The sequence below is a fragment of the Phenylobacterium haematophilum genome, from assembly GCF_014196295.1.
In the GTDB taxonomy this organism is placed as follows: Bacteria; Pseudomonadota; Alphaproteobacteria; order Caulobacterales; family Caulobacteraceae; genus Phenylobacterium; species Phenylobacterium haematophilum.
Genome location: NZ_JACIDK010000004.1, coordinates 187,599 through 199,562 on the forward strand (window position 1 = coordinate 187,599; position 11,964 = coordinate 199,562).

At 65.0% G+C, this 11,964-nt stretch carries 14 protein-coding genes; 2 read left to right on the forward strand and 12 right to left on the reverse strand.

All coding sequences use genetic code 11. The annotated features are described in order from the left end of the window. Window positions 1–48: 48 nt before the first annotated feature. The 4 genes from GGQ61_RS15035 to folE2 are packed head-to-tail and all read right to left on the reverse strand — an operon-like array spanning window position 49 to window position 2,397. Complete coding sequence (locus GGQ61_RS15035) at window positions 49–786, reverse strand: SDR family NAD(P)-dependent oxidoreductase (protein WP_183774324.1); 738 nt, start codon at window positions 784–786, stop codon at window positions 49–51. Next, window positions 783–1,226: a DUF3429 domain-containing protein gene (locus GGQ61_RS15040; RefSeq protein ID WP_183774327.1), complete on the reverse strand. Its 444-nt coding sequence runs from the start codon at window positions 1,224–1,226 to the stop codon at window positions 783–785. Before GGQ61_RS15040 ends, GGQ61_RS15035 begins: the two co-directional genes overlap by 4 nt. Further along, window positions 1,223–1,630, reverse strand: coding sequence for a thiol-disulfide oxidoreductase DCC family protein (locus tag GGQ61_RS15045; protein ID WP_183774330.1), 408 nt, complete (start codon window positions 1,628–1,630; stop codon window positions 1,223–1,225). Before GGQ61_RS15045 ends, GGQ61_RS15040 begins: the two co-directional genes overlap by 4 nt. Continuing rightward, the gene (gene folE2, locus GGQ61_RS15050) at window positions 1,609–2,397 is read right to left on the reverse strand and encodes a GTP cyclohydrolase FolE2 (protein WP_246370967.1); all 789 of its coding nucleotides are present in this window, start codon (window positions 2,395–2,397) and stop codon (window positions 1,609–1,611) included. The genes GGQ61_RS15045 and folE2 overlap by 22 nt, the downstream gene beginning before the upstream one ends. A 105-nt stretch (window positions 2,398–2,502) precedes the next feature. Between folE2 and GGQ61_RS15055 the strand changes: the two genes are divergently transcribed. After that, a complete protein-coding gene (locus GGQ61_RS15055; RefSeq protein ID WP_221221060.1) occupies window positions 2,503–3,417 on the forward strand; it encodes a MerR family transcriptional regulator in 915 nt (304 codons plus the stop codon). Between the two features lie 204 nt (window positions 3,418–3,621). Here the strand turns inward: GGQ61_RS15055 and GGQ61_RS15060 are convergent, their stop codons facing one another. Genes GGQ61_RS15060 through GGQ61_RS15070 form a run of 3 tightly spaced genes read right to left on the reverse strand, consistent with a single transcriptional unit; the run spans window position 3,622 to window position 7,645 of the window. Continuing rightward, the gene (locus tag GGQ61_RS15060; RefSeq protein ID WP_183774336.1) at window positions 3,622–3,819 is read right to left on the reverse strand and encodes a hypothetical protein; all 198 of its coding nucleotides are present in this window, start codon (window positions 3,817–3,819) and stop codon (window positions 3,622–3,624) included. Beyond that, window positions 3,816–6,227, reverse strand: a complete 2,412-nt coding sequence (locus tag GGQ61_RS15065; protein WP_183774339.1) for a YbcC family protein — start codon at window positions 6,225–6,227, stop codon at window positions 3,816–3,818. Before GGQ61_RS15065 ends, GGQ61_RS15060 begins: the two co-directional genes overlap by 4 nt. Further along, window positions 6,224–7,645 carry a proton-conducting transporter transmembrane domain-containing protein gene (locus GGQ61_RS15070; RefSeq protein ID WP_183774342.1) on the reverse strand — a complete coding sequence of 474 codons (1,422 nt, stop codon included), beginning with the start codon at window positions 7,643–7,645 and terminating at the stop codon, window positions 6,224–6,226. The genes GGQ61_RS15065 and GGQ61_RS15070 overlap by 4 nt, the downstream gene beginning before the upstream one ends. A 297-nt stretch (window positions 7,646–7,942) precedes the next feature. Between GGQ61_RS15070 and uraH the strand changes: the two genes are divergently transcribed. Then, entirely contained in the window at window positions 7,943–8,389 is a 447-nt protein-coding gene (gene uraH, locus GGQ61_RS15075) for a hydroxyisourate hydrolase (protein ID WP_221221061.1), read from the forward strand. Window positions 8,390–8,754: 365 nt separating this feature from the next. Here uraH and GGQ61_RS15080 read toward each other — a convergent pair whose 3' ends face one another. The 5 genes from GGQ61_RS15080 to GGQ61_RS15100 all read right to left on the reverse strand — a co-directional run bounded on the left by GGQ61_RS15080 (window position 8,755) and on the right by GGQ61_RS15100 (window position 11,918). Further along, window positions 8,755–9,978 (reverse strand): acyl-CoA dehydrogenase family protein, encoded by a 1,224-nt coding sequence (locus tag GGQ61_RS15080; RefSeq protein ID WP_183774345.1) that lies wholly within the window; start codon window positions 9,976–9,978, stop codon window positions 8,755–8,757. Between the two features lie 5 nt (window positions 9,979–9,983). After that, the gene (locus GGQ61_RS15085) at window positions 9,984–10,274 is read right to left on the reverse strand and encodes a putative quinol monooxygenase (RefSeq protein ID WP_183774348.1); all 291 of its coding nucleotides are present in this window, start codon (window positions 10,272–10,274) and stop codon (window positions 9,984–9,986) included. Between the two features lie 73 nt (window positions 10,275–10,347). Then, window positions 10,348–10,815 (reverse strand): GNAT family N-acetyltransferase, encoded by a 468-nt coding sequence (locus tag GGQ61_RS15090; RefSeq protein WP_183774351.1) that lies wholly within the window; start codon window positions 10,813–10,815, stop codon window positions 10,348–10,350. Window positions 10,816–10,826: 11 nt separating this feature from the next. Continuing rightward, complete coding sequence (locus tag GGQ61_RS15095) at window positions 10,827–11,120, reverse strand: hypothetical protein (RefSeq protein ID WP_183774354.1); 294 nt, start codon at window positions 11,118–11,120, stop codon at window positions 10,827–10,829. 102 nt (window positions 11,121–11,222) lie between these two features. Next, the gene (locus tag GGQ61_RS15100; RefSeq protein ID WP_183774356.1) at window positions 11,223–11,918 is read right to left on the reverse strand and encodes a J domain-containing protein; all 696 of its coding nucleotides are present in this window, start codon (window positions 11,916–11,918) and stop codon (window positions 11,223–11,225) included. Window positions 11,919–11,964: the final 46 nt, after the last annotated feature.

Here is an 11,964-nt window from a genome sequence, read left to right on the forward strand (position 1 = left end):
CCCCTCTCTCATCGCTGTCGGGATGAGCCGCGCGCCCAATGTTCTCGCCTACCAAGGGATTGTTGTTCCGTCCCAGGCGTAGAACCCGCCGCTCGACAGCGGGCTCAGACCGTCCACGACGCGCAAGATATGGTCGGCGGCGACCTGCGGTGTGAAAACGGTCCTCGTGGACTTCTGCAGAAACGGACGACTTAGCGCCGTCGAGACGGTGCCTGGGTGGATAGCGACGCAAACGCCAAGCGGGTGGCTGCGGGCATGTTCGATGGCGGCGGTGCGGATCACCATGTTGAGCGCGGCCTTGGAGGCGCGGTAGCCGTACCACCCGCCAGTGGCGTTGTCGGCTATGCTCCCCACTCGCGCTGAGAGAGCCGCGAAAACGCTGATGCTGTCCTTGGGCGCCAGGCAAAGGAATTGCTGGGCGACGAGCGCAGGGCCGATCACGTTGACCTGGAACGCCCGGTCAAGGGCTTCAAGGTTAAGGGCACGAAGAGACTTTTCCGGCGCGAGGCCTGGACCATGCAAAGCGCCGGTGGCCACGATGACACGCGTGGGGGAGCCTAAGGCCTTCACCTGGCGCGCCGCCTCAAGCAGGCTGGGCGCGTCCAGAATGTCGGCTTGAATCCAACTGCGGCGTCCGTCGTCCGCAAAGTCGGAGGGCCGTCGCCTTGAGAGACCGACAACATGCTCGTATCTCGCGTCGTCGCACAACGCCGCAACAAGAGCCCGGCCGATGCCGCCGCTGGCGCCTACGACAACAGCGATATCGCCCTGCGACACCGCGCTCACCAGCCAAGCTCAAAGGCGCTTAGGATAAGGCCCCCGACCGCGCCCAAGGTGAGCCAAGTCCTGAGAGGCCCGTACCAAGGCGGCAGGTCTGCGGACGTCGCGTCCCACAGCCAACTGAAGATGAGAGCGGCGGCGAGACCAAGAAGCTGTGAGCGGACCTGGCCGTGCATCAAAACGAGGATCGCCAAGCCCGCCAGAGTTGGCGTCATCGTTAAGCCGATGACAGCAGGCTTGGGCGAAGGTCGGCCCAACGCCAGCCCCCAACGCGCGCCGCCCAGAAAAGAGAGGATCAAGGCGGCGTAGACCGCCTCAATGGACGCGGCGGGGCCGATCCAGCCGGGCGCGAGAAGCACTGCCAGGGGAAGCGACCAAAAAGGGATGATCCCCAAGAGCCCAAAGACCCAAGCGCCTAAAGGCGCAGATTGCGGTCTTGCGATCATCCCGCTCCCCCGCCCCGCGCGGTAAGCCGCCGCCGAACGATCGCTTGCAACCCAGGACGCATCCGAAGGAACAGGCGATAGGCGCGCTCGAGCAGCCACAGCGCCGGTGGGTTGGACGCCGCCGCGGCCAGCAGGCGCGTGTTCGGAAGCACGCGCCACATGGCGACGAAGGCCGCCGCGCCAGATACCATCGGGCCGCCGCTAGGCTGGGCGTGAAGCCGAGACAACCGCGCCGCCTTGTCGCTCGGACAAGCTCCCGGAATCGTCAGGTCAACGAATTCGATCGCAGCGGCGCGATCGAGGCGGCGGATCAGCTGGATTTCCGCCGTGCAGATCGGGCATTCGCCATCAAACCAAACAGTGAGGCGCCGAACCGGGTCAGCTACTGGGGTCCTGAGAGCCATGCGAACGCTGAGTGGTTGTGAATGGACTCGAAATTTTCCGAAGAGACCTCAAACCGAGCTATGCGGGGGTCAGCAGACAGCGCGACAGCGATATCGCGCACCAGATCCTCGACGAACTTGGGGTTTTCGTATGCGCGCTCGGTGACGAACTTTTCATCGGGCCGCTTAAGCACTCCCCACAGCTGGCACGAAGCGCTCGATTCCGCGATCTCAATGAGATCTCGCACCGGCAGCACTGCGTCCTCCGCCAGAGTCGCGGCGATAATGATGTGCGAGCGCTGGTTGTGAGCGCCGTAGAGCGATATCTCTTTCGAGCAGGGGCAGAGGCTGGTGACCGGGGTCTGGATCTGCTGGGTGATCGTAATAGGACCGTTGGCCTTCTCGGCGCGAAGGGTCAGTTGGTGATCCAGCAGGCTGGGCGCTCCGGAAACCGGCGCCGTTTTACGGACAAAGTAGGGCATCCGCAGCTCGATCATGCCGCTATCGGCGTCCAGACGGGACAGCACGAGGCTCATCAGCGTCGAAAGAGATTTCGACGATAGCGGGGCGTTGAACTCCTCCAGCACTTCCAGGAACCGCGACATGTGCGTGCCCTTGGCCTGGGCGGGAAGGCTTACGTACATGTCGATGGTCGCCACAGAGGGTTGCACGCCATCTTCCGTGGCGATGCGCACGGGGTAAGTGACTGACTTAACGCCGACCTTCTGTATGACGATGTTCCGAGAATCTTCGCTGGACTGCACATCCGGCAAAAGCGCAGCGTTCATGATGTTCAAGGCAGCCTCCGCAAAGTTGTCCTGGACAAAATGGCATACGTGCAGAAATGTCCAGGGAAAATCTATGATTTGCCCATGGCAAATTGAGGAGCCGGCTTGACCTCCCAGTTGATGAGCATCGCCGCGGTGGAGCGCGACTGCGGCCTGCCCAAGGAAACGCTGCGGGTCTGGGAACGCCGATACGGCTTTCCCAGTCCACTCAGGGACGCCCATAACGAACGGCTTTATCCCGCCGACCAGGTGGCGACCTTGCGCACGTTGCGCCGGCTCATCGAAGCTGGTCACCGTCCGGGAAAAGTCGTTGGTCGGTCGGACCTTGAGCTTTCTCGCTTGGTTGGCGAGTTGGGCGACCAGTCTGGCAAAGTCATGCGCTCAGAGACCCGGGAGGTCCTCGCGCGCCTGCAGGCTCATGACGCCGCCGGGCTAAGGGAGGTTCTAAACGGGGTTGTTCTACGTTCAGGACTGGGCGCGTTCGCCGCTGAAATCGGGCCGGAACTGGCCGAGGCGGTCGGATCGGCCTGGTCTCGGGGCGAGCTCGAGATTCATCAGGAACACCTGTTCACCGAGCAGTTCACGACCGTTCTACGCGCCGCCATCAACAACGCCCAAGGAGCCGTCTTGCCCCGCAGGCGCCCCCTCGTGCTTTTCAGCACCTTGCCGCAGGAACCGCATGCTCTGGGATTGTTGATGGCCGAGGCGGTATTCACCTTGGAGGGGTGCCTGGCCGTTTCTCTTGGCGTACAGACCCCGGTCGTCGAGATCGCCGCCGCCGCAAAGGCGTACAATGCCGACATTCTGGCGCTGTCGTTTTCATCTGCAATCCCGTCGCATCAGGCGCTCGCAGGGCTCAACGATTTGCGTGCGCTTGCCCCCGCTAGGATCGAGATTTGGGCGGGCGGCGCCTGCCCCGGACTGCGAGCCAAGTCAGGCGTTTTGGTTCTACGCGAGCTTTCGCTCATTTCGACGGCGGTCGCCGATTGGCGAGCCCGCGCGCTCGACGCGGCGGATTAGCCGCGCGTGAGATTGTCCGCCAAAGCCGTCACTAAGCTTCGATGACGACCGCACCTTCATTCCGCAAAGCCACGCGTTGCTGCACGGCGCGAACGGTTTTCAACAGCGCCAGGGCGCTGGATCGGCTCAGCAGCCGCGGTTCGAATTCGGACCTCGGCGCCTCCAACCTTTCAAGGTGCGTAAGCGAGCTGGTCACGCTGTTCCCTATGGAACATCGACCACGACCAAGTAGCGGACGCGCGGGTCTTCAGCGTCGTTGAGATCCCCAGCGCTCGCGCGCGCAGTCAGATAGTCGCGATACGGACCATAGACGCGCGGCCAAGGCAGATAGTCTTCCGCCTCATCCCAGCGCCCGCCGAGCACCCAGTACCGTTCGGCTACGACCGGAGGCTGCTTGCTCATGACAGCGCCTCCCAGGCGAGGGCGCCGGCGTAGCGGTGGGTGGTGCGCCCCACGTCATCGAGCGCGAAGAGGAATATCCAATCGTTGTCGAACAGCGCCCGCACCTGAGGCTGCCTCGCCAACACCTCCGAAATCGAGTCGGGGCTAGCGGCGATGAACACGCTCAGTCGAAGCGGCTCGTGAACGTAGCGTTCGCCGTCGTGGATCGATTGAAGCGGAAGGCCCGCCCGCAGGTCGCCTCCGTTGCCCTCCAGCACTCCGACCCGCCCGCAGACATTGTGAAGTGTTTTGTCGCCTGCTCCGAACGCGGCGTTGTCCACCGTCGAGCCGTAGTATTGCAGACTGATCCAGCTGGCGACGACCATCGGCGCGGTGAGAATCAGCTCAAGCACCTTCAGGTCAGGGTCGCGGCCGCGATCATAGCTGTGCAGGAACGCCCGACCTTCCAGATTGCGGCCGGCCGTAAGCGACCGTGGAGCTGCGATGAAGGCGGCGGCACGTGCGAGGCCCCACTCGGGACGCACCTGCGACCAGTCTCCACTTCGGGCGAAGATCTGGCCGGCTCGCGCCGCCGAAAGACCGAGCAGCGGCGCCCGCTCGGCCCGCGCGAGCCTAGAGGCTTCTTCGAACTTCGCCGCGGCCTCGGCGAGATCTCGGGCATGTGTAGCCGGCGCAGCCGCCTGGTCCGTCAGTTGGATTGCGTCTGTCGTGGTGTCATGGAGCGCCGCAGCGAACCAGGTGTCCTCCGGGATCGCGATGCCGCGCCCCTCCAAGCCGTTGCGAACTTCCACGTCGTTCAGAAGCGCAGCTGCGTACTGCGCGTTTGGAGCGCCGCTGCGTCCTCCGCAGGCCCCGCAGTTGAGGCTCGCGGCGTGCGGGTTGTTAGTCGTGCTCGCGCTATGACCAACCAGTACGACCAGCCTTGCGAAGCTCTTGGTAAGCGACATGCCGCGCAGCGCGCCTTCGGCGAGGTCGACGCGCTCGTCCAGAGCAAGGCCGTCCGTCAGAAAATTTGGTCCCGCCAGGAACCCCTTGCCCGAGCCGCCGCCGACGGCCGCCGCCGCCAGCTTGCCCCCGTAGGTCAGGCCAAAGGCCTCGACGAACGCAAAGCAGGATATAGCCGACTGCTTCAGTTCGCCCCATATCGCGCCGGCTCTGCGTAGCACCTGGCGGCCGACCTCGGGGGTCGCGGAGGCCGCCTGCACGTGGAACGCCGGACGCAGCAGCACTGGGCAGTGCGCTTGCGCCGTTTCTCCATCGCAGTCATAGGCGAGCGGCATTCCGAAGAAGCCCGCAAAGCCGAGCGTTTCCGCCCGAGGCGAGACGGTCTCAAGGGCTCGTCTATAGACCTCCGAACGGACGTCGATGCAGAAGACAGCCTGCAGATCTGGGCGCTGAGCGCCGTCATCCTGCGGCCCGGCGGCCAAAGTCTCCATCATCCGCCGTTGGAATGCGTGTTCGTAAGCTCTTTGGAGAACCAGATCGAGAGAGAGGTCCTCAGCGGGCGCAAGCTCGCCCCCTCCAGCGCGGGAGGCGTTCAGCGCGGCTTTCCACGCAGAGAAAAACGCCTCATCCGTGCGCTGCCGAAACAATGCGTAGCCCCAGACGAGCCGGATGGCCAGCAACTCGGTCAGACGAGCATCCGGCCGCCCCGCGAGTTCGGCCTCCCAGTCGAGCCGGCGCACATAGGCGGCCCAGCCGCGCACATCGTAGAGCGCGCGGAACAGGTAATCCGACCACTGATCCTGCGGAATCTCGAGACGGTGGAGAACCTCGGCAATGGCCTTGCGCGGCTCGGGCGACAAGGACGCGACCGTCTCGGCCAAGCCCTTCACGCCCATAGCCTTGGCGTTGCCGTCGAACTGGGCCGACCAGCGCCAGGCCGCATAGATATCCATGGATCGCCAAGGCGCGGGCCAAGAAGCTTGACCTTGATCGAAATAGGCCGCGCACCACCTTGAAATCTCGTCGATCATAAATGCGGTTCGCGAGACCTGCCGGTCGCCGTCCGACAAGTTGTCCAGGACCTCAGCCACTGTGGCCACACGGGGCGCGGGTTTCGGATCGGCGACCACTGCCCGAAGCAGACTGTCGCGCGTCAATCCAGCGGCCCGTGCATCGGACATGGCCGCCGCCAGATCATTCGGGGTGATCCGACCCTCGTTCATTGCGTCGCGATAGAAGGCCCTCGGCATGAGCAGCCGCGCGCCAGTCAACCGTCGCAGGTCCCCCGCCGCACGCTCGAACGGCGTGTCGGCGAAGCCGAGAAAGGGATTTACGGCCACGAAGCTCGACAAAGGCCAAAGCGGAGCCAGCCGGCGAGCGGCCTGTTCCGTGGCCTTGTCGAGGGGCTCTGAGTCCCAGCCGCGCATAGAAACGCCGTCGGCCGCTTCCAACGAAACTCTCATACTGACGCTCCTTTGGTTTTTGGAGAGGCGGGCCAAAACCGCAGCACCCAGCGATTGGCGAAGGTGTTGAGATGGAAGCCGCTGGAAACGATCGCGTAGGCCCGTCCCCAAGCAGCGGAGCTGGGCCGCCCCGGCGCCCGCAGTTGCAGGCAGACGACGCCTGTCATGACGATGACGACAGCGATTGAGACTGAAATGGAGGTGAAAGTCGGCGCCGCGAGCGGAGGCCCAAGGTCCCCGACCAATCTGGCGAAGATCGCCTGTCCGGCCGCGTAGGCGACGAGCAGTACGCCGCTCAGTATCGCCGCAGCGACCAGGCCATGAGGCTGGCGACGCTCCACCATAGTTCGGGCGAGACTGAGCACCACGACGGCCGACAGGACAAAGACGCCGGGTTGCTGCGCCGGTCCTGCGCCCATGCCGCTCATCGCCACAGCAGCCAACGCTACGATGGCGGGCACGGAGGCGACATAGAACGCAGGCGTCGGCGCGCTGACCACCGATCGCTTCGCGGCGGCTGCACCGCCGGCCGTCAGAAAAGCGTGCGCCTTGTAGAGCGCGTGCGCGACAATGTGCAGAAGCGCCGCCGAGTAGGCGCCGAGCCCGCACTCCAGGAGCATGAAGCCCATCTGGGCGATGGTGGAGTACGCCAGCGCAAGCTTAACCGACGTCTGGGTCAGCATGACCAGCGAACCGAACACTGCGCTCGCCGCGCCGATGACGATCAGAAGTCCAAGAGCGGCGGGATGTGCGCCGACCACGTCGGCGAAGCGCAGCACCAGGAAGCCGCCGGCGTTGACCACGCCGGCGTGCAGAAGGGCGGACACCGGAGTCGGGGTCTCCATCACCTCCAAGATCCAGCCATGAAACGGCAGCTGAGCGGCGCTGAAGATCGCGGCCAGTGTCAGAAGCACCGCCACCAAGCCCCATGGCCCGCCGGTCGCCTGCTTTGCGGCCGCCAGCACCGCGCTGATGTCGCCGCTGCCAGCCGTACGCCACAGAAGCACCGCTGCAGCGATCAGCGCGGCGTCGGCGAGGCGAGCGACCAGAAACCGCTTGCGCGCCGCAAGGACTGCGGCCTGTCGTTCAGGTCTGAACAGCAGCAGGCGGTTCACGCAGAGGCTGGCGGCGATCCAGCACACGACGAGCTGCGCCAGATTGCCCGACAAAACCAACCCCTGGAGCAGGCACAGCGCCAAGCAAAGCTGACGTATGAAACGTTCCTGACCTGGATCGCCCGCCAAGTAATTGCGGCTGTAGGCGACCACGATCAGGCCAATGAAGGCGATCAGGCCGCACAGGACCCCGCTCAGCGCGTCCACGTGTATGGAGGCGCCTAAACCGGCGGCGCCGAGCGTTGGCGAGGTCGCGGCCCCGGCGGCTAGAACCGCCGCCAGGGCGCCGCCGGCGGCGGCCAAAGAAACCCAGCCCGCAGCCAGCGCGCCCGTGTTCGCAGAAGAGCGGCTCCAAGGCGCAAGCCAGGCCAAGAGATAGGCGAGCGGCGCCAGCGCGGCGAGCCAGGCAATCCAAGTCACGTGTCGTCTCCGTCGTGAAGGCGACCTGTCTCCTATGCACGTGAAGCCATTCTTGGAAATTCATTGTGTGGAGAAAATCGTTCGCTTTTATAGAACGATGCGAACGGCGAGCATGCGCTGCGGAATGACGAGCTTGGCTAGCGCCATGGCCTCGGGCCCTCACACGGCCATGCTTACGACATGGTCGCAGACTACCGACGCAGCGCGTTGTCATTGGAGGTCTCGATGCGATCTTATGCCTTGGCTGGCCTGTGCGCCGGCCTGTCCCTTTCCGCCACGGCCGCCTCGGCGGAGGGCATCTCGACCCATGTGCTGGACTTGGCTCGCGGGGTCGGCGGACGGGACGTGCCCGTGACCCTTGAAATCAAGCAAGCCGACGGCAACTGGCGTGAACTGGCCAACGCCAAGACAGACGAGAACGGCCGGGTACGCTCCTTCGGCGACGCCATTCAGGCCCAGGCAGCCACCTATAAGCTGACCTTCGACATGTCAGCTTATGGAGCGACGGGCGCCACGGCTTTCTTCCCTCAGATCGATGTCGTGTTTCGCGTGACTGACCCCACGCTTCACTATCACGTTCCCGTCGTTGTCAGCCCGTTCGGCTACAGCACCTATCGCGGCAACTGAAACCGCCAAGTGAAGCCACAGCCGCCGCCCCAGCGCGGACCGCGGCGGCGGCTACCCGATCGAGGCCCCTCGTTGGGAATTAGGTGGGTCCAGCCAATAGCTCCCGCCATTTTGGGGCGTAGATCAGCCATAAGCAGCACGGGCCATCGATGTGCTCTCGCCCCCTCCCGGCCCGCGCAGCCGACAGCCCGAACTCCCGAGAGTAAACTCCGATCGTGAGTTTGATGGCTGCGACGTTCACTCGATTTGCGACCTGGCGGCTAGATAGGCCGCAAACAGGTCGCGGGCAGCGCACCCAAGCGAAACAGCTTTTTCATTCGTTTTCAGCAGGTTACGGGCAACCCGCAACCTGCCGAAACCGCCCGCTACAGCCCCAGCACCATCTTGGCCATGATGTTGTGCTGGATCTCATTGGAGCCCGCGTAGATCGAAGTCTTGCGGTAGTTGAAGTAGGTCGGCGCGATGGTCGCCGCATAGTCCGGACCGGCCCGCGGTTCGTTGCGCTCACCGCGGATCTCGGCCCAGGTGTCGCGCACGAACGGCTGGGCGTAGATCCCCGCTGCCTCCAGCGCCAGTTCGGTCACCGCCTGCTGCGCCTGGCTGCCTTCCAGCTTCAGCATGGAGGACGCCGCCCCCATCGCCTCCCCGGAGGAGCGCGCCGAGAACATCCGCAGCTCGGTGGCGTTCAGCACATCCACCTTGATCTGCATCTCGCTGAGCTTCTTGCGGAAGTCGGGGTCGTCGATCATCCGCCCGCCGCCGTCCGAGGGCTCAAGACTGGCGATCTTGCGCACCTTGTTCAGCTGGTTGGTCAGACCCGCCGCGTACGGATTGCCGCGCTCGAACTGCAGCAGGTACTTGGCGTAGGTCCAGCCTTGGCCTTCCTCGCCGATGCGGTTGGAGACCGGCACCCGGACGTTCTCGAAGAACACCTGGTTGATCTCCTGGTCGCCCTCGGGCGGGCCGTCCAGGGTCGGCAGCGGCACGATCGTGATGCCGGGCGTGTTCATCTCAAGCAGCAGGAACGAGATGCCCTTCTGACGGATATCCTCGTTCGAGGTCCGCACCAAACAGAACATCCAGTCGGCCCACTGGGCGTACGTTGTCCAAATTTTTGAACCGTTTAGGACGTAATGATCACCGTCCCTCTCAGCTTTCATGGACAGCGAAGCGAGGTCCGACCCCGAACCCGGCTCGCTATAGCCCTGGCACCACCAGACGTCGGTGGAGAGGATCTTCGGGAGATGCTGGGCCTTCTGCTCGGGGGTCCCGAAAGCCATCACCACCGGGGCGCACATCTTGAGCCCCATGTTCGAGGTCGAGGGCGCGCCGGCCAGGGCCATCTCCATGTCGAAGATGTACTTCTGGGCGTGACTCCAGCCGGTGCCGCCGTATTCCTTCGGCCAATCAGGGGCGATCCAGCCCTTCTCGTTAAGCCGTTTGAGCCAGCGGACCTGGCCCGCCTTGTCGATGTGGCCGTTCTTCGACTGCGCAGAACGGGCGCGCATGTCGTCATCGAAGGCCTCTGCGATAAAGGCCCGAACCTCGTCACGGAACGCCAGGTCTTCCTTCGAGAATTCGAGATCCATGATCCCTACTCCACGGCGTCGAGGTATTCGATCTCGGGGCGTCCACCCATGCAGGGGCCCATCTTCGCGCCGGCGGCCTTGAAGTAGTCGGTGCCGCCGTGAGCCTTCAGGGCGTCCTCGTCCTTGTAGAGCTCCAGCACCTTGTAGACTGTCGCGTCGGTGCGGCTCTTGGTCAGCTGATAGACGATGTTGCCCGGCTCGTTGGCCCGGACCTGCTTGGCGAGATCGGTGAAGATCGCCTCGAATTCTGCTTGCTTGCCGTCCTGGACCTTGAGGGTCGCCACCACGCCGATCATGCCGTTTCTCCCAACGATTGTTTGAATGGGAGCCTAGAGGCGGCGTGGCCGTCGGGCAAGCGGCGACGCTGGGTCAACCCAGCGGCTTTTCCAGCAGCAGCGTCGTCAGGCCGCTCTCCCATTCCAGGTCGGGATAGCTGTCGATCTCGCGATAGCCCAGCGCCGCGTAGAACGCCCGCGAACGGGTGTTGAAGGTGTCGGTCTCCAGCCGCGCCGAGACCTCCCCCGCTGCAGCCATCGCCTGCTCGGCGTGGGCCAGCAGCGCCTTCCCGACCCCGCGCCGCTGGGCCGCGCCGACGACGTGCAGCGCGTGCACGAAGTCTCCCGCCCAGTGGACCATGCCCAGGACCTGGTCGCCCTCGACCGCCAGGACGAAGGCCGCGCCCATCTCCGCCACATAGGCCCTTGCCGGCTGCTCGCGGCGGCGGCGGGCCAGCACCTCCGGCAGCAACTGAGGACCCCAGGTGGACTCGAAGGTGTCGTCAAGCACGGCGATCACCCCGGCTTCGTCGCCGGGGCGGAAGGACCTCAGGATGTACATGGGATCAGGGCCTAGCGGCCCTGGCGCTCGTTCCAGCCGTAGGCCACCCAGTGGTGACCGCCCAGGTGGCGCGCTTCGATCACGCCATCGTCGCGGCGCGTGGCGCGGGCCTTTTTGGCGCGCAGGGCGAGCCCCGCGAGCGCCAACAGCGCCGAAGCCATGACCGCGATCACCACCACCGTGGCTGCAAAGAAGACGGCGAGCACCGCACCGACCGCGATGGCGGCGACGGTGGCCAGAGCCCCTCCGACCGCTGCGAGACCGCGAAGGGTGGACCCGTGCTTCCTGGCGAATTCGCGAACCATGAGCTTCCTCAAGGGCGCCGCTTGTTACGGCTAAACGGATAATTCCGTCGGACGATCCCCGACGTCAACGAGAACCGGTCAGAACACAATAAAGTGGCGGCATCATGCCGCCCCTTCGAGCGCCATCGCCCGCCGTTCGCGCATGATTTCGTCAAACGCGGCGTTGATCGCCGCAGACTTGGCTTCGGCGACCTCGATGAACTCGCTGGGCAGGCCGCGGGCGCGGGCCCGGTCGGGGTGCGCCTCCGACAGCGCCGCCTTCCAGACCGCGCGGACCTCGGCGTCGGAGGCGTCGTGCGCCACGTCGAGCACGCCATAGGGGTCGTCCGCGCCGATGCCCAGGTGCACGGCCTTCAGCCGGCGAAACACCAGCGGCGAGAAGCCGAACAGGTCCGAGACCTGCTCCAGGTATTCGAGCTCGTCCTGGCTCACCACGCCGTCGGCGGCGGCGATGTGGAACAGGCCGTCGAGCACGTCCTCCAGCAGAGTCGGGCAGCCGGCGTAGCGCTTGGCCAGTCGCCGCGCATAGCTCTCGAAGCCGCGCGTCGTTTGGCGGGCTAGGTCGTACAGCCGGTGGATGTTGCGCTCGGACGCGGCGTCCGGCTGGAACACCTGCGAAAAGGCGTCGAACTCGCCGATGCTGGCGCGGCCGTCGGCCTTGGCCAGCTTCGCGCCGAGCGCGGTGACGGCGGTGGAAAAGGCGGGATCCTCGCCCGGCCGGGTGGCAGGACAATCGGCGCAGTCGCCCGCATCGGGCTTCTTGACTGCGAGCCCAGCAATGTTGCGCCAGAAGCTCATGGGAGTATCCAAGCTGTAAGGCCCGGAGTCGGTCCTGACAATGCAG